Source organism: Kineosporia sp. NBRC 101677 (assembly GCF_030269265.1).
Lineage (GTDB): Bacteria > Actinomycetota > Actinomycetes > Actinomycetales > Kineosporiaceae > Kineosporia > Kineosporia rhizophila.
Genome location: NZ_BSTA01000006.1, coordinates 343612 through 359281 on the forward strand (window position 1 = coordinate 343612; position 15670 = coordinate 359281).

The 15670-nt window shown below is 70.2% G+C and carries 17 protein-coding genes; 5 read left to right on the forward strand and 12 right to left on the reverse strand.

What is annotated here, in order from left to right:
* Positions 1–17: 17 nt before the first annotated feature.
* Entirely contained in the window at positions 18–410 is a 393-nt protein-coding gene (locus tag QSK18_RS19650) for a hypothetical protein (protein ID WP_232809547.1), read from the forward strand.
* On the opposite strand, the gene QSK18_RS19655 is transcribed toward QSK18_RS19650, so the two are convergent.
* On the reverse strand, positions 394–1059 hold the full coding sequence (locus QSK18_RS19655) for a TOPRIM nucleotidyl transferase/hydrolase domain-containing protein (RefSeq protein WP_232809546.1): 666 nt from the start codon (positions 1057–1059) through the stop codon (positions 394–396). The two genes, QSK18_RS19650 and QSK18_RS19655, sit on opposite strands and share 17 nt — an antisense overlap.
* Before the next feature lie 48 nt (positions 1060–1107).
* Between QSK18_RS19655 and QSK18_RS19660 the strand changes: the two genes are divergently transcribed.
* Together QSK18_RS19660 and QSK18_RS19665 are read left to right on the forward strand one after the other, a co-directional pair.
* Positions 1108–1599: an NUDIX domain-containing protein gene (locus QSK18_RS19660; protein WP_232809545.1), complete on the forward strand. Its 492-nt coding sequence runs from the start codon at positions 1108–1110 to the stop codon at positions 1597–1599.
* A gap of 21 nt (positions 1600–1620) precedes the next feature.
* Entirely contained in the window at positions 1621–2241 is a 621-nt protein-coding gene (locus QSK18_RS19665) for a DUF1349 domain-containing protein (protein ID WP_285621483.1), read from the forward strand.
* Between the two features lie 3 nt (positions 2242–2244).
* Here QSK18_RS19665 and QSK18_RS19670 read toward each other — a convergent pair whose 3' ends face one another.
* Genes QSK18_RS19670 through QSK18_RS19700 form a run of 7 tightly spaced genes read right to left on the reverse strand, consistent with a single transcriptional unit; the run spans position 2245 to position 8862 of the window.
* Positions 2245–2814, reverse strand: a complete 570-nt coding sequence (locus QSK18_RS19670) for a pyridoxamine 5'-phosphate oxidase family protein (protein WP_285621486.1) — start codon at positions 2812–2814, stop codon at positions 2245–2247.
* Positions 2811–3578, reverse strand: a complete 768-nt coding sequence (locus tag QSK18_RS19675) for a creatininase family protein (RefSeq protein ID WP_232809542.1) — start codon at positions 3576–3578, stop codon at positions 2811–2813. Before QSK18_RS19675 ends, QSK18_RS19670 begins: the two co-directional genes overlap by 4 nt.
* On the reverse strand, positions 3575–4891 hold the full coding sequence (locus tag QSK18_RS19680; protein ID WP_232809541.1) for an FAD-binding oxidoreductase: 1317 nt from the start codon (positions 4889–4891) through the stop codon (positions 3575–3577). The genes QSK18_RS19675 and QSK18_RS19680 overlap by 4 nt, the downstream gene beginning before the upstream one ends.
* Positions 4891–6078: a substrate-binding domain-containing protein gene (locus QSK18_RS19685; protein ID WP_232809540.1), complete on the reverse strand. Its 1188-nt coding sequence runs from the start codon at positions 6076–6078 to the stop codon at positions 4891–4893. The genes QSK18_RS19680 and QSK18_RS19685 overlap by 1 nt, the downstream gene beginning before the upstream one ends.
* A gap of 35 nt (positions 6079–6113) precedes the next feature.
* Positions 6114–6887, reverse strand: a complete 774-nt coding sequence (locus QSK18_RS19690) for an ABC transporter permease (RefSeq protein ID WP_232809539.1) — start codon at positions 6885–6887, stop codon at positions 6114–6116.
* Positions 6884–7633, reverse strand: a complete 750-nt coding sequence (locus QSK18_RS19695) for an ABC transporter ATP-binding protein (RefSeq protein WP_232809538.1) — start codon at positions 7631–7633, stop codon at positions 6884–6886. Before QSK18_RS19695 ends, QSK18_RS19690 begins: the two co-directional genes overlap by 4 nt.
* Before the next feature lie 14 nt (positions 7634–7647).
* On the reverse strand, positions 7648–8862 hold the full coding sequence (locus tag QSK18_RS19700) for an amidohydrolase family protein (protein WP_232809537.1): 1215 nt from the start codon (positions 8860–8862) through the stop codon (positions 7648–7650).
* 164 nt (positions 8863–9026) lie between these two features.
* Here QSK18_RS19700 and QSK18_RS19705 point away from each other — a divergent pair, with 164 nt between their 5' ends.
* The gene (locus tag QSK18_RS19705) at positions 9027–9587 is read left to right on the forward strand and encodes a helix-turn-helix domain-containing protein (RefSeq protein WP_232809536.1); all 561 of its coding nucleotides are present in this window, start codon (positions 9027–9029) and stop codon (positions 9585–9587) included.
* Between the two features lie 19 nt (positions 9588–9606).
* Here the strand turns inward: QSK18_RS19705 and QSK18_RS19710 are convergent, their stop codons facing one another.
* The 4 genes from QSK18_RS19710 to QSK18_RS19725 form a co-directional block, all read right to left on the reverse strand.
* A complete protein-coding gene (locus QSK18_RS19710; RefSeq protein ID WP_285621498.1) occupies positions 9607–10890 on the reverse strand; it encodes an amidohydrolase family protein in 1284 nt (427 codons plus the stop codon).
* 25 nt (positions 10891–10915) lie between these two features.
* Positions 10916–11728: an ABC transporter ATP-binding protein gene (locus tag QSK18_RS19715; protein WP_232809534.1), complete on the reverse strand. Its 813-nt coding sequence runs from the start codon at positions 11726–11728 to the stop codon at positions 10916–10918.
* Entirely contained in the window at positions 11728–12720 is a 993-nt protein-coding gene (locus QSK18_RS19720) for an ABC transporter substrate-binding protein (RefSeq protein WP_285621502.1), read from the reverse strand. The genes QSK18_RS19715 and QSK18_RS19720 overlap by 1 nt, the downstream gene beginning before the upstream one ends.
* A gap of 139 nt (positions 12721–12859) precedes the next feature.
* Complete coding sequence (locus tag QSK18_RS19725; RefSeq protein WP_232809532.1) at positions 12860–13378, reverse strand: HAD domain-containing protein; 519 nt, start codon at positions 13376–13378, stop codon at positions 12860–12862.
* Positions 13379–13507: 129 nt separating this feature from the next.
* Here QSK18_RS19725 and helR point away from each other — a divergent pair, with 129 nt between their 5' ends.
* A complete protein-coding gene (gene helR / locus QSK18_RS19730; RefSeq protein ID WP_285621505.1) occupies positions 13508–15667 on the forward strand; it encodes an RNA polymerase recycling motor ATPase HelR in 2160 nt (719 codons plus the stop codon).
* Positions 15668–15670 lie beyond the last annotated feature (3 nt).

Here is a 15670-nt window from a genome sequence, read left to right on the forward strand (position 1 = left end):
GGCTAAACTCACCCTTCGTGACTGAACCGGCCTTCAACGTGAAGCTCGATACCTCCGGTGACCCGGTGCGGGCCGAGTTCCGCTGGTCCGGCGAACTCGACACCGAGCAGACCACGCGGTTCGCCGTGTGGATCAAGTCCCAGCCCGACGTGCACCAGAACGCCCTTCTGGCGGTGGAGCGCAGTCCCGACGGCATGACCCGCACCTACCGCCACCAGTTCAAGCCCCGGCACCAGCTGGACTGCGGCCAGGTGGTGGAGATGACCGATGGACGACTGGTGGCCGAGTTCCCGCGTGAGGTGCTGGCTGCGTACGGGCCCACCTTTTCGTGGTGGGGCCTGCTCAGCGTCGGCGAGAACGACCGGGACACCTGCTCCCCCGAGGACAGCTTCGTCAATCTGACTTCCTGAGACCTGACTCCCTGACCGCGAGGGCCGAGCGCAGCACCCCCACCAGGCAGGCCGGCTCAGCCCCTGGGGTCAGGGCCTCGACCAGGCGGGGCGGGTAGTGGACCTTACGGCCGGCGCGGGTGCCCAGGAAGCGGTGCAGCTGGGCCTCGACCGGTTCGCCGCGATGGTCGGGCTGCTGGGCCAGGGCCTGGAAGCGGGGCATCTCGCCCTCGGCCTCCACCACCCCCAGCACCGCCTCCGCCCCCAGCGCACGGATCAGCTCATCCTCGAGATCCACCACGCACGCATGAAAACCCAGCGCTGCCAGACCAGCCCGCGCCGACACGTCCTCAAACAGATCCTGACGCGAGCCCAGGTACCGGGGGAACCAGCCGGCTCGTTCCAGAGCCCTTCGCACGTAGCCGATCTCGGCCTCGTCGAAGAGACCGACGAGTGGCAGCCCAAGCCCCTGACGCCCCAGAACCTCGACGAAGCGCGCAATCCCGGAGGCGCCGCCCATCGGGACCACGATGATCCGGAGCGCCTGCAGGTCGATGCCCTGACGGCGGGCCAGAGCCTGCACCGCCCCCTGGTCGCTCTCGCCCTCGACCAGGACGACCACGGCCGCGTTCGTGGTGGTGGCCAGGGTCAGAGCTTCGGCGGGACGCACCCGGGGAACGGTAGCAATGCGCCCGCCGATCGTCTTACCGTGGCCCGCGTGACCTATACCGAAGAAGAGCACGCCCAGTGGCTGGCCTCGCTGCCTCGGAAGGTGATGGGGGCGGCCGTTCTGTTCACCGAGCACACCGGGCCGCAGCCGCGGGTGCTGCTGGTCGAGCCCACCTACAAGGAGGGCTGGGACCTGCCGGGGGGTGTGATCGAGGCCGGTGAGTCGCCGCAGGCGGGGGCTTTCCGGGAGACCCACGAAGAGCTCGGGGTGCAGGTCGCGCCCGGGCGGCTGCTGCTGGTCAACTACGCCCCGCCGCGGGTGCCGGGTGGCGACAGCATCAACTGGGTGTTCGAAGGGGGTGCCCTGGACGAGGCCGAGATCGTGCTGCAGGACGAGGAGCTGCGCGCCTGGACCTGGTGCACCGCCGAGGACGTGCCGCGCCTGACCAACCCGCGAATGGCCCGGATCGTCACCGCCGCGCTCGGTGCCCACCTGCACGGCGGCACGGTCTATGCGGAGAACGGCCTACCCATGGCCTGAGCGGGCTGAAAGGATCACGGCATGACGACGACGCGTGTGCCCGGCCTGCCCTTCGACCTGACCCCCTCCCCCGATTCCACCTGGGAGGTCACCGACGGCGTGCTCAGCACCACCGCGCACCCGAAGAGCGACATCTTCGTGGACCCGTCGGGCACCGCAGCCACGCTCGCCTCCCCCGCCCTGCTGAACGCTGCCACCCTGCTCACCGCGGCCCCCGAGGGCGACTTCCAGTTCGTCGCCCAGGTGGAGGTGGACTTCAACGCCACCTACGACGCAGGCGTGCTGCTGATCTGGGTGGACGAGGCACACTGGGGCAAGCTGTGTTTCGAGTACTCTCCGGCCGGCGAGCCGATGGTGGTCTCGGTGGTGTGCCGTGGGGTGGCCGACGACGCCAACGCTTTCGTGGTGGAACAGAACACGGTGTGGTTGCGGGTGTCCCGGATCGGCGAGACGTTCGCCTACCACGCCTCGGTCGACGGTGAGACCTGGAACATGATCCGCTACTTCACCCTGGGCACCGGTCAGCAGCCCCTGCGCTTCGGTTTCGAGGCCCAGGCGCCCACCGGCCCGGGCTGCGCCGTGCGTTTCGACCAGGTCGGCTTCGTGCCCGAGCGGCTGGCCGACCTGCGCGACGGTTCCTGAGGCTCAGCCGGCAAGGTACGTCCTTCGCCATTCGCCGGCGCACCAGGTGAACTCGGTGCGCCGACTGGCGGCGGCCGGGTTGCCCTCCCAGAACGTCAGGCGCTCGGGGCGCACCAGGTAGCCCGCCCAGGTCGGGGGCGGCTGGGAGAGGTCACCGCTGTGCGTGAACGCGTCCCAGCGGGCCTCCCGCTCCGACGCCGGCAGCTGGGCGAAGGCGTTGGTGTTCTGCCAGGCCAGCTGCTGCAGGTAGGGCGAGCGCCGCTGGTAGGCCTCGGCGCTCTCCGACGTCGGCACCACCGAGGCCACGCCCTGCACGCTGAGCTGGCGGGTGAACCCCGGCCAGAGGAAGAGCAGGGCCACGGCCGGGGTACTGCGCAGCTGCTGGGCCTTGCGGGAACGGCTGTCGGTGTTGAACCAGAAACCCTCGGGCGAGAACCGGGTCAACAGCACAGTATGGACGTCGGGGGTGCCTTCGTCGGTCACGGTGGCCAGTTGCAGCTGGGGACGTTCCGGCTCGTGATTGCCCGGCAGCCAGTCGCTCAGGAGTTCCCAGGCCTCCCCCGCGATGCTCATGCCTTGTGCCGGAAGGTGGAGATCTCGGTCAGGGCTCCCACGGCGCGGCGCACCGACTCGGCGAACAGCGTGGCGCCCGCTTCGGCGCTGGCACCGGTCGGGTCGCCGATCACTCCCGAGGGGCCGAAGTCGTCGCTGGTCCAGCCGAAACTCACCGGATAGCCGTTGAACCCGATGTATTCCAGCTCGGCCAGGTGCTCCGGCACGTTGCGGGCGGCCAGCGACAGATTGACCAGGTCGGGGCGTAGGTGCATCACCACCGAGGTCTCGGCGTGACCGGCGTGGATACCGAAACCCAGCTCGTCCGGGCCTCCTTCGGCCTGACCCAAGGAGGCGGGCATGCTGAAGGTGTCCAGGCCGAACCGGCGGCGCAGCTCGCGATTGGCCACGCCGAGCAGGGCGGTGTTGCCGCCGTGCCCGTTGACGAACACCACCCGTCGGGCCGGGGTGGTGGCGATCGAGCGGCCGAGGTCGACCAGGGTGGCCCAGAGCGTCTCGGCCGAGAGCCACATGGTGCCGGGCGCCCAGGCGTGCTCGTCCGACTTGGTGTAGGTGAGGGTGGGCAGCAGCCACAGGTCCAGCCCTTGGGAAAGCCCCTGCTGTACGGCCGCTTCGGCCACCTCGGAAGCGATCAGCGCGTCGGTGAGCAGCGGCAGGTGCGGCCCGTGGTGCTCGATCGCGCCGGTCGGGATCACGGCGATGGACGAGTCGGTGAGACTGTGCGCGACCGCCGGGCCGGAGAGTTCGGCCAGTTTGTACGTCATGCCTGCCGCCCGGTGAGCACCCCGGAAGGCTGTCGCAGCTTGCCCGGGTTGAGCAGGCCCAGCGGATCGGTGCTGCGGGCCAGTTCGGCGGTGCGCTCGGGCTGGTAGTCCACGTACCACTGGTGGCAGTTGTGGAACCCGACCCCCAGGGCGGTCAGCCGCTCGAACCCGGCGTAGACCTCCTCGGCGCTGGAGTAGATACCGGCCAGCATCCCGATCGGCCGGCCCTTCTGCGCCTCGATGTGCAGCATGCCGCCGAAGTAGACCTCCTCCACCTCGGCGATCCGGTCGACCAGCGCGTCTCCCGCCACCTCGACGTGGAAGTACTTGCCCGGAGCGGACTTCTGCAGCCACTCGATCGGGTGGTTGTAGGAGATCCGGCTGATCTTCAGCATCGCCTGGGTGCCCTCGCGCACGTCTTCCACCCGCCCGCCGGCACCGGTCACCAGGGCCGTGGCCGCCTCCAGCGAGGCCTCGTCGAGGATCGCCCGCAGGCTGGCCCGGCCCGGTGGGATCGCCGCGTCGGTGGGCAGCGCCCCGGCCAGTACCGCGGGATCGGCCGAGACCAGGCGTGGGGTGGGCTCCAGGTCGGCGAACGGCCGGATCACGCTGAGCGCCTGCTCGAACGTGTCGAAGCTGGCGAACAGGCCGCGCCAGGGCTGCAGCGGCTCCAGGGCGATGCGGGCCCGGGCGATGATGCCGGCCGTGCCGTAGTTGTGGATGTACGGCTCGGCCTGGGCGCCCTCCACGTGCACCAGCTTCGCGTCCGGCTCGGCGTGCACCACGTCCAGGGCCAGGGCGAAGTCCTGGTGCAGCATGCCGTGCCGGATCGAGCCGGTGCCGCCCGAGCCGCCGGACAGGAACCCGCCGATGCTGGAGTTGGCGGTGGAGGGATACATCAGCACCTGCTGCCCGGCCGCGTTGGCCGCGTGCTCGATCGCCGCCATCGGCACGCCCGCCTCGACCACCGCGTAGCCCTCGCCGATCTCGACGATGCTGCGGGCCCGGGTGGTGTCGAGCACCAGCCCGCCGCTCATCGGGATGGCCTGACCGTAGTTGCCGGTGCCCTTGCCGCGCGGGGTGATCGGCACCTGGTGACGGACCGCCGCGGCCACGGTCTGGGCGATCAGCTCGGCGCTGGTGGGCCAGGCCACCAGTTCGGCCCGGCCCAGCGGGAGCTGCTCGACGATGATCGGCGAGAGCCGGGCCCCGTCGGCCGAGGCCCGGTCCAGCGCCGCGTCCTGACTGCTCACCCCGTCCGGGCCGAGCAGGTCGAGCAGCTCCGCGGCCAGGGCCCGAACGCGTTCGCGCATCAGGACAGCCCGATGGTCTCGTCGAGGAACTCGTTGGTGAACAGGTCCTCCGGCTTCAGGCCGGCCTTGGGCGCGTTGTTGGCGGCGGTGTAGATCGGGGTGGTGATGTCGATGATGCTCTGCACCCGCTCGGCGTCGATGTCGCCGACGAAGTCGTTCTCACCGTTGCTGACGATGCCCTGCCCGAGCATGGTCTCGACCGAGTAGTCGGCCGCGCCCGCGCTGTACACCCAGCCGTTGTTGAACTGGGTGACCAGGTCCAGCACCAGCTCGTTGGTGGCGGCCGGGTCGGCGAAGTAGTCCACCTCGGCCTGCTGCAGCACCGGCACCAGCTTCTTCAGGCAGGGGCTGTACTTCTCCAGGTCGCCGCTGCGCACCGACAGGGGCGAGGAGTAGAACGGGTAGCCGGCGTCGTGCACCAGCTGGTACTTCACCTCCTTGCCCCAGGCCGGCACCTCGGTGGAGTACACGTACGGCTCGGCGCTGGCGAAGCCCTGCTGCGCGTCCTTGCCCTTGGCCGAGACGAACTTGGCCGGGGCGCCGTCGTAGGTGCCGTCGACCACGCTCTTGTCCAGCTTCCCGGAGCTGACCAGGTACTCCATGTAGGCGGCGCCGCCGAAGTAGCGGACCACGCCACCGCTGGACTTCAGCGACTGGCCGAGGCCGGCGATGTCGGTGACGTCCGGATAGGTCTCCGGGTCCCACATGATCATCTGCGGGCTCTTCTCCAGCGGGGCGAACACCGCCGTCACCGGGTTCTTGGCCGACAGCTGGACCGCCTCGTCGGTGTTGGCGTAGCCCAGCATGATGTCCTTGTCCTGGTACATCTGGCTGGTCACGGTGGAGAAGCCGATGGCCGGCCCGCCCGAACGGATCTCGACGTCCACCCCGGTGGCCTGCCCCTTGTACAGCAGCGGCCCGGAGACCGACTTCTGGGCCGCGTCGGCGGTGTAGTCCTTGCCCAGCAGCTGGTACAGGTGGCCGTGCTCGGCCTCGGGGTTCCAGTCGGTCTGGATGACGACGGTGGCCGGGCAGTCGGCCGAGAGGTCCACGTCGCCGATCGCGGCGCTCGCGCCGGAACCGGCACCGCTGTCTTCCTCGTCGGACGATCCGCAGGCGGCCAGACCGGCCACCGTGGCCAGGGCGAGTCCGGCGGCCAGAGCGCGGCGCACAGTACGGTGGGACATCAGATCTCCTAGGGGCAGCACGGTTTCGGGAACGTTCAGGAGGCTTCGGACCACTTGCCGGTGACCAGCCGGCCCAGCAGCCCGAACAGCAGGAAGACGAACACGCCGAGCAGTGAGGCGGTGATGATGGCGGCGAACGTGCCGGCCCCGTTGAGCCGGGAGTTGGAGACCTGGATCAGCACGCCCAGCCCGGGGGTGCCGCGCTGGAAGAACTGGTCGCCCACGATCGCCCCGATCACGGCCAGCCCGGCCGCGGTGCGCAGGCCCACGAAGATCGCCGGGAGCGCGGCCGGGAGCTGGAGTTTCAGCAGGGTGGTGAGCCGCCCGGCGCCGTTGAGCCGGAACAGCTCGCGCTGGGCCCGGTCGACCGAGTGCAGGCCGAACAGGGTGTTGGAGACCAGCGGGAACAGCGCGATCATCACCGTGACGATGACCCGGGAGGCGAACTCGTAGCCGAAGATGGTGCCGATCAGCGGCACGATCGCCAGGATCGGGATGGTCTGCAGGATCACCGCGTAGGGGTAGAGCGAGTGCTCCAGCCAGCGGGCCTGCGACATCAGCACCGCCCAGGACATCCCGATCACCACCGCGATCAGCAGGCCGGTGGCGGTGACCACCAGGGTCTGGAACAGGTTGTCCAGCAGCGCCTTGCGGAACGCCGGGTCGGTGACCGCGGTGTCCAGCACCAGGTGCGGGTAGGGCACCACGAAGGCCAGTTCCTTGCCCTTGTCGTACCAGTAGGCCACGGCGTACCAGAACCCGATCACCAGGCCGAGCACGATGGTGGGCTGCCACCAGTTGAGTTTCATCGGTGTCCCTCCCGCAGGGCGTGCGAGATCTTGCCCACCAGGGTGGCGAACTCCCCGGTGAAACGGATGTCCGGGTCGCGGGGCATCGCGAACGGCACGTCGAACTCCTCGACGATCGTGCCCGGCCGGCCGGACATCACCAGGACCTTGGTGGAGAGGTAGACCGCCTCGGCCACCGAGTGGGTGATGAACAGCCCGGCAAAGCCCTGCTGCACGAAGAGTTTCAGCAGCTCGTCGTTCAGCCGCTCCCGGGTGATCTCGTCGAGGGCCCCGAACGGCTCGTCGAACAGGAACAGTTCCGGGTCGAGGGTGAGCGAGCGGGCCAGCGACGTGCGCATCCGCATACCGCCGGAGAGCTGGCGCGGCAGGTGCTTCTCGAAGCCGTTCAGGCCGACCAGCTCGATCGCCTTGGTGGCCCGCTCGGAGCGCTCGGCCTTGGGCACCCCGTGCAGCTCGGCCAGCAGCTCGACGTTGCGGCGCACGGACCGCCAGGCCAGCAGCGTGGCGTCCTGGAACACGTAGCCGATCCGGTCGGAGCTGACCGAGGCCTTTCCGGTGGAGGCCTTCTCCAGGCCCGAGGCGATGCGCAGCAGGGTGGACTTGCCGCAGCCGGACGGCCCCACCACCGAGACGAACTCGCCCCGGGCGACCTTCAGGTCCACGCCGGTGAGGGCGTTCGTGCCGTCGGGGAAGCGCATCGACACGTCTTCGAAATCGAGCAGGACGGCCGGGGTCTCGTCAGACATGGTCACCTCCTTCTCTACAGGGCGGTTTCGTGAACAACGGACGATCGCGCCACCAGGGCGCCTCGGTACAGGACGATCCGGTCGGCGGGGGCGGCCGCGACCACTTCTCCCAGGCTGTTGCCCCGCACCGCGAGGAAGTCGGCGACCGCACCGGGGAAGGCTCCGGCCGGCGGCAGGCCGAGCACCTCGCGGGCCCCGGCCGACACGGCGTGGTAGGCCTCGGTCAGGGTCAGGTGGCCGGCCGTGACCAACAGGGAGGCGGTTTCGAGGGCGTCGCCGCGGCCCACCGGGTTGAACGGGTCCCGCAGGTTGTCCGCTCCCCCAGCAATTTTGACCCCGGCGTCGAGGAAGGCCCGCAGCGCGGTCAACCCCCGCGGGGTGGAGACCGGATGCTGCCAGCCCTGCAGGTAGAGGTTGGTGATGGGCAGCGAGATGATGCCCAAATCAGCCGCTTTGACCGCCTCGACAGTCTGAGCCAGCTCGGCCGGCTCGAGGGTGCCCTGGCGCACGCAGTGCCCGGCCGAGCGGATCCGGTCGGCCGGCCAGTCCTGCACGGCCTTGGCGTAGTAGGTGAGAGTGGGTTCGCCGTCCAGGCCCTCGTCGGTGTGGATGTCGGTGCCCACGCCGCGGGACTCGGCGATGGCCAGCAGACGGGTGAGGTCGCGCAGCGGATCGGGGGCCAGGTGCGGCGCGCCGCCCACCAGGTCCACGCCCAGATCCAGGGCTGCGTGCACGATCTCGTCGGGCGTGTCCGGCGCGGCCAGCGCAGTGATCTGCAGGTCCATCCGTCCCTGCAGCCGTTCACGCAGCCCGGCCAGCGCCTGCACACCGCGCAGCGGCTGCGGCCCGACCAGCAGGTCGACGTGGGTGCGCACGGCCGTGGTGCCGTTGCGCAGCATCAACTGGGCTGCGGCGAAAGCCCGTTCGGCGATGCTCTCGGTGGTCATGGTGTGGCTGTGGGCCCGCCACGAATCGATCGCCAGTCGCAGATCACCCATCGGCGGGGCGATCTGGTCCCAGGAGAGGGCCTTGTCCAGATGGGCGTGCGGTTCGGCCGGGGCGGTGAGCAGGACCCAGCCCTTCAGGTCGAGCTCACCTTCGATCGCCGCCCGGCCCTCGGCCTCGACCACCTCACTCACCCGACCGCCACGCAGACCCACGTCCACTGTTCGCCCTTCTGGCAGGGTGGCGTTGAGCAGGCGGGTGAGGGGCTGAGGCAGGGCCGGCACGGTTCTCCTTCCGGCCGCTGGACGACCTTCGGTACTTGCGTAGGATGCTCGCGAAATGTTCCTGTCAGGAACATCGGCGAATCTAGGCATCCCGCGTTTCGGCCATGTCACGGGCGGGGACGCTGCGGTAAAGAGTTGCGACCACGAAGGAGTCAGCCGTCAGCGTGCAGCCCCTCGGAACCCGGATCCGGCAGATCCGCCGCGCGCGCGGCCTCACCCTGGCCGAGCTGGCCGCGTCGGCGGGCCTCACCCACGGCTTCCTGAGCAAGGTCGAGCGGGGACTGACCAACCCGAGCATCTCGTCCTTGGCTGAGATCGCCCTGGCCCTGGGCACGAGCCAGGTCGAGCTGCTGGCTGCCGGACCGGTCGAGGGGCCGGTCGATGGCCATCCTCACACCCCGGCCGTGCAGGTGCAGCGGGCCCACGAGGGAACCACCGGCCCCTACGGCCTGGGCCGGGCCCGGCTGCTCACCAGCGGCGACCGCCGGATGCAACCGATGATGTTCGAGGGCGACAACACCGACCCGGGCGAGTACTACCAGCACGCGGAGGACGAGTTCGTGCACGTCACCCTGGGCCGGGTGCTGATCGACCTGGGGGCCGAGGGCCGGGTCACGCTGGAGGCCGGGGACTCGCTGTACCTGAGTGCCGGAGTACCGCACCGCTGGTCCGGGGCCGGCGCCTATCGGCTGTTCATCGTCAAGGAAGGCACCCGGCCGGTGTGAGCTCGAGGCAGCTCTGAGGTCAGCGCTGACGTCCCCGGCTCAGCACCCGGTCCAGACCGGCCACCAGATCGGGTTCGTCAACCCCGGTCAGCAGGTAGTCCCGCACCACCACGCGCCCGCCGACCACCACGTGCCGGGGCCGCCGCCCGGGCGAAGCCCACAGCAACCCGGCGACCGGATCGGCCACCCCCGCATCGGCCACCCCACTCACGTCCCACACGCACAGGTCCGCGGCTGCGCCCACCCGCAGGTGACCGAGTTCCGGACGGCCCAGACCCGCCGCCGACCCGGCCGTCGCCATCCCCAGCACCGTGCGCGCCGGCAAGGCAGGCCCGGCCAACGCCGAAACCTGCATCGCCAGGCGGGCATCGGCCAGCAGATGCCCGGCGTCGTTGCTGCCGCCCCCGCTCGTGCCCAGCCCGACCTCGATGCCCGCCTCCAGCAGGGCCGCCACCGGGGCCACGCCCCAGCCCATCGGCACGTCACAGCCGGGCGCATGGGTGGCGGTGATCCCGGCCGCGGCCAGCCGCTTGATCTCGTCGCCGGTCACGTCGCACAGGTGCGCCACCGTGACGTCCGGCTCCAGCCAGCCCCACTCCTGCAGCAGATCGAGCGGACGCCGTCCGTATCGTTCCAGCGCCACCTCCACATCGACCTGCTCGTTGGCCTGGGTGCGCCGCCTCAGCCCGAACCGGGCCGCCACCTCGCCCAGCAGCTCGAAGGTCTCGCGGGAGTCGCTGTGCACCCCGGCCGGGCCCACGGCCAGCTGGAGCATCCCGTCCGAGCCGGTGGGCAGGCTCTCCACGATCCTGGTCGCCGAGGCCGCGGCCTCCTGCGGGTCGTCCCGGGCGCTGCCCCGCACGAACACCAGCCGGGCGCCCACCTGCTGCGCGGCCTGCACCACGGCCCGCGCGATGCCCACGTCGTCGCAGCCGCTCGGCCAGGTCAGATGGTGGTCGGCGACCGTGGTGACGCCGTTCAGCAGCGACTCCGCCAGCCCCACCGACGCCGCCGCCCCGGCCAGCTCCGGATCCACCCCGGCCCGGGTGTAAGCGGCGCCCATCACACCCAGCCATTCACGCATCGGCACGCCCCGCGAGCCCGGCAGCGTGCGGAAGGCGCTCTGCAACAAATGGTGATGCGCGTTCACCAGACCGGGCGTGACCACGCCGCCCGCGGCGTCCAAAATCTCCCCCTCACCCACCGCCTCGGCGACAATGCGACCGTCGGCGACCACCACGTCCTTCGTTGTGGTGGTGTGCTGGTCGATCAGAACGCTACGGGCGCCGGTGATGGTGAGCATCCGCCCGGTCTACCAGGCGCGTATTTCACGGATGTTCCTTCAGCTCGGCCACCTCGCGCACCCCCTGCTTGGCCTGCTGCACCAGGCGGTACACCTGGGAGCGCAGCTCGGTGAAACGAGGCTCGGAGCGGGTGCTGAGCTGGTCGCGCTCGGCCGGAAGGTCGATGGTCACGTCCTGCAGCAGCTGGGTGGGCCGGTTGGACAGCACCAGCACCCGCTCGCCCAGATAGACCGCCTCGTCGATGTCGTGCGTGACGAACAGGGTGGTGACGCCGAGGCGCCGCCACAGGTCCCGCACCAGATCCTCCAGCTCGCCCCGGGTCTGGGCGTCGACCGCGGCGAACGGCTCGTCCATCACCAGAACGCTGGGCTGGTAGGCCACCGCGCGGGCGATCGCAACGCGCTGCTGCATACCGCCCGAGAGTTGCCAGGGGTGCGCGTCGTGGCTCTCGAGCAGACCGACCGCGAACAGGGCGTCGTCCACCGCGGCCCGCCGCTGCGGCTTCTTCATCCCCTTCTCGATCAGCGGCCGTTCCACGTTCTGCCGCACCGTCATCCAGGGGAACAGGCTGCGCCCGTACTCCTGGAACACCACCGCCATACCCGGCGGCGGGCCGGTGACCTTCTGCCCGTTCAGCAGCACCTCGCCGGACGTCGGGGCCAGCAGGCCAGCGATACACCGCAGCAGCGTGGTCTTTCCGGCTCCCGAGGGCCCGACCACGCAGACCAGCCGCCCGGTGCCGACGCTGAAGGTGAGCTCGCGGATCGCCTCCACCCGGCGCTTGTGCCCTTCGTAAGTCTTGGCCAGAGCGCGTACCTCGAGCGCGGCCGCGTTCATCAGGGCAGCAGCTTCGTCAGATCGGGCTCGGCGTCGAGCAGTTCGTCCTGCAGCGCCAGCTGGCTGAGCAGTTCCACGGAGGCGGTGTCGATCTGCTCCGGCCAGCTCGGCAGGGTGACCGCCTCCTGCACGGCCGGCTCGATCTCGGTGTAGGTGGAGAGCACCTTCCGGGCCTCCTCCGGGTTGTCGTTGGCGTACTTCAGCGACTCCTGCATGGCCGAGGTGAACTTCTGCACCACTTCGGCGTTCTCACCTGCGTACTGCTGGGAGGTGAAGTAGAGGCCGACGTTCAGGTTCGGGTCGGTCTGGGCGAAGTTGGAGGCGATCTCCCGCATGCCCTGCTGCTTGGCGATGGTCAGGAACGGTTCCACCACCTGCCCGGCATCCACGTCACCACCGGCCACCGCGGCCGGGATCTCGGGGAAGGGCAGCTCGGTGTAGGCGATCTGCGAGGGATCGCCGCCGGCGTCACGCACCACCTTGTTCGTGGTGGTGGTGTTGATGTTCTTCAGCGTGTTCACCGCGACCCGCTTGCCAACCAGGTCGGCGGCGGTCTGGATCGGGCTGTCTTGCGGCACCACGATGCCGCCGAAGTCCTTACCCTTCTCACCGGTCGAGTTCACACCGTTGGTAACAACTTTCAGGGGCAGATTCTGCGAGGCCGCGATCAGCAGCGAGGTGGTGTTGCTGAACCCGAACTGGTACTGGCCGCTGACCACGCCGGGCACGATCGCGGCCCCGCCCTGGGCCGTCTCCATCTTCAGTTCCAGGCCCTGCTTCTCGAAGAAGCCCTGCTCGATGCCCAGGTAGATCGGCGCCACGTCGAGGATCGGGATGACCCCCACGCTGACCGAGACCGGTCCCCCGTCCTGCGCCTGCCCCTCGGCCTCGTCGTCCGATCCTCCGCACCCGGTCAGGGTCAACGCCCCGGCCAGGGCCGACGCCAGCAGAAGGGTTTTCGGGCGGCCGAGCAGACTGGACAGAACACGCATCGCCGGTTCCTCCTCGAGTGGGCGGCGACGGGGCCAAGGTCCGTCGCCGGAGAACCACTGAAGACGGTCGCCGATGATCACGTCAACGATCTGGGCGACCGCTGAACGCACAAAGCGGACTTTTTACCAATCGCTCGACCTACCGGGTGTGCAGGTACTTCTCGATGGTGTCCAGGTCGGTGGGCCGCAGGCAGCGCTTGCTGTTCGGGACGATGAGCAGCGCACCGGCGGCCTCGAGTTCCTCACGCACCGGGCCGTCGGCCGGGATGACCTCGTCGTCGGTCCAGATCACGGCCCGCCCATCGGCAGCTGCCTTCCGGGCCGCCTCGATCTTCAGGGCGCTGACCTGCTCCCGGGTGGTGTCCACGCCGTGCGGCAGAGTGAAGGCCACCCCTGCGAGTTCGGGCGGAAAGCCCAGTTCCTTGTTCACCTGGGCAATGTCGTCCACCCAGGTGGTGGACCAGCGCAGCTCCACCGCGCCGGAGGTGACCAGGCCCCGGATCCGGCTGACCAGGGCTGGGCTGTAGCGCACGAGGTAGGCGCGGTCGGCCGCCTGCAGCCACTTCGAGTGCGGGGCGGCGCTCCACCCGGCGCGGCTGCCGTTGATCACGCCGTCGAAGTCCAGCAACCACAGGGGTACCGGGGCGGATGTGTCCATACCGCCATAGTGTCGCGACGGTGCCGGTTTGCGGGCAAAAGAAAAGGCGGGTTCCCCCGCCACTAACTACGTTATAGCGCAGTGGGGGGCTTGCGGCAAGGCCCTGTTCGCGGCGCAGAATCTTCGACCGTGAAAGCCTTCGATCTGCCCGCCGACCTGCACACCAAGGCCCGTCCCGATCTGATCGGGGCGGACGAGAAACACTTCGCGGCGATCGCGAGCACCCTCGAGCAGTCGATCGCCGAACTGTCCGAGCGCCTGGAAGCCGAGCGCAGAGCGCCGGCCGGGAAGGGGCAGCGGGCCTTCGACCGCGACCAGGAGGTGCACCGGCTCACCAGCCGGCTGCGCACGTTGCGACGGTTCGGGCTGGACCTGTGCCTGGGCCGGATGGTGACCGAAAGCCCAGAGGGGCAGGAGCCCATGTACGTGGGGCGGCTGGGGCTGACCGACCGGAACGGGCACCGCCTGCTGCACGACTGGCGCTCGCCGGTGGCCGAACCGTTCTTCGGGGCCACGCACGGCAACCCGATGGGGCTGGCGAGTCGCCGGCGTTACCGGTGGACGCGCGGACGGATCACCGACTACTGGGACGAGGTGTTCGACCCGGAGGCGTTCGAGGGCAACGCGGCACTGGACGACCAGTCGGCGTTCATCGCCAGCCTGGGCAGCACCCGTTCCCCGCGGATGCGCGACGTGCTGGGCACGATCCAGGCCGATCAGGACGCGATCATCCGGGCCGGGTCGCGCGGGGCGCTGGTGGTGGACGGCGGGCCGGGCACGGGGAAGACGGTGGTGGCGCTGCACCGCACGGCCTACCTGCTGTATTCGGATCCCAGGCTGGGGCACCGGCGGGGCGGGGTGTTGTTCGTCGGGCCGCACCAGCCCTACCTGGACTATGTGGGCGACGTTCTGCCCAGTCTGGGTGAGGACGGGGTGCGCACGTGCACGTTGCGCGATCTGGTGCCGGAGGGGGCGACGGCGAAGCCGGAGCGGGATCCGGAGGTGGGGCGGCTGAAGTCGACGGCCAAGGTGGTGGAGGTGATCGACGCCGCGGTGCGGTTCTACGTCACCCCGCCGAGTAAGGGCCTGTCGGTGAGCTCGCCGTGGGTCGAGGATCTGTGGCTCAGTGCCGCGGACTGGGCGGCCGCGTTGGGATCGATCTCGCCGGGCACGCCGCACAACGAGGCGCCCGACCTGATCCTCGACGAACTGGTCACGCTGGTGGCCGATCAGCACGACCAGCAGGAGGACGGCACCGAGGTCTCGGCCCCGGCGCTGCGGCGCTGGCTGCAGCGCAACCAGGAACTGATGACGACGCTGAACCGGGCCTGGCCCACGCTGGAGCCCACCGAACTGGTCGCCGACCTCTGGACGGTGCCGGCCTACCTGCGCCGTTGCGCCCCCTGGCTGAGCACCGAGCAGGTCCGGCTGCTGCAGCGCAAGGACGGGCAGGCCTGGACCGAGGAGGACCTGCCCTTCCTGGACGCGGCCCGCCAGCGCCTGGGCGACCCGCAGACCGCGAGCCGGCGGCGGCGCACCGAGGCGGCGGCCGAGGCGCAGCGCCAGGAACGCGCCGGCGTGGTCTTCGAGATCCTGGACGCGCTGGACGACGCCGACGACACGATGATCATCCTCAAGGGCAGCGACCTGCAGGAGGCCCTGGTCGACGAGGCGGCGCTGCCGGCCGCCCGGCCGGACGACATCGCCGATCTCGCCGGGCCGTTCGCCCACATCGTGGTGGACGAGGCCCAGGAGCTCACCGACGCCCAGTGGCAGATGCTGCTGCTGCGCAACCCTTCCCGCAGCTTCACCATCGTCGGCGACCGGGCCCAGGCCCGGCACGGCTTCACCGAGCCGTGGGCCGAGCGGCTGGCCCGGGTCGGGCTGGACCGGGTCGCGATCGCCTCGCTGAGCATCAACTACCGCACCCCGGAAGAGGTGATGGCCCAGGCCGAGCCGGTGATCCGGGCCGCTCTGCCGGACGCGAACGTGCCCACCTCGATCCGCAGCAGCGGGCTGCCGGTGGTCTTCGGCGACGCCGGCGACCTGCCCGACGTGGTGGAGCAGTGGCTGGCCGAGCACCACGAGGGCACGGCCTGCGTGATCGGCGATCCCCGGTTCCGGCCGGGGCCGCGGGTGCGCTCACTCACCCCCACGCTGGCCAAGGGCCTGGAGTTCGACCTGGTGGTGCTGGTCGACCCGGACCGGTTCGGCGAGGGCATCGAGGGAGCGGTCGACCGCTACGTCTCGATGACCCGGGCCACCCGGCAGCTGGTGATCCTCAGCTGAAGG

What these genes read in the sequence shown, in the direction of transcription:
- QSK18_RS19665 (WP_285621483.1), top strand. Translation starts at nt 1,621, where the DNA reads ATGACGACGACGCGTGTGCCCGGCCTGCCCTTCGACCTGACCCCCTCC.
- QSK18_RS19670 (WP_285621486.1), bottom strand. Translation starts at nt 2,814, where the DNA reads ATGAGCATCGCGGGGGAGGCCTGGGAACTCCTGAGCGACTGGCTGCCG.
- QSK18_RS19675 (WP_232809542.1), bottom strand. Translation starts at nt 3,578, where the DNA reads ATGACGTACAAACTGGCCGAACTCTCCGGCCCGGCGGTCGCGCACAGT.
- QSK18_RS19680 (WP_232809541.1), bottom strand. Translation starts at nt 4,891, where the DNA reads ATGCGCGAACGCGTTCGGGCCCTGGCCGCGGAGCTGCTCGACCTGCTC.
- QSK18_RS19685 (WP_232809540.1), bottom strand. Translation starts at nt 6,078, where the DNA reads ATGTCCCACCGTACTGTGCGCCGCGCTCTGGCCGCCGGACTCGCCCTG.
- QSK18_RS19690 (WP_232809539.1), bottom strand. Translation starts at nt 6,887, where the DNA reads ATGAAACTCAACTGGTGGCAGCCCACCATCGTGCTCGGCCTGGTGATC.
- QSK18_RS19695 (WP_232809538.1), bottom strand. Translation starts at nt 7,633, where the DNA reads ATGTCTGACGAGACCCCGGCCGTCCTGCTCGATTTCGAAGACGTGTCG.
- QSK18_RS19710 (WP_285621498.1), bottom strand. Translation starts at nt 10,890, where the DNA reads ATGCTCACCATCACCGGCGCCCGTAGCGTTCTGATCGACCAGCACACC.
- QSK18_RS19715 (WP_232809534.1), bottom strand. Translation starts at nt 11,728, where the DNA reads ATGAACGCGGCCGCGCTCGAGGTACGCGCTCTGGCCAAGACTTACGAA.
- QSK18_RS19720 (WP_285621502.1), bottom strand. Translation starts at nt 12,720, where the DNA reads ATGCGTGTTCTGTCCAGTCTGCTCGGCCGCCCGAAAACCCTTCTGCTG.
- QSK18_RS19725 (WP_232809532.1), bottom strand. Translation starts at nt 13,378, where the DNA reads ATGGACACATCCGCCCCGGTACCCCTGTGGTTGCTGGACTTCGACGGC.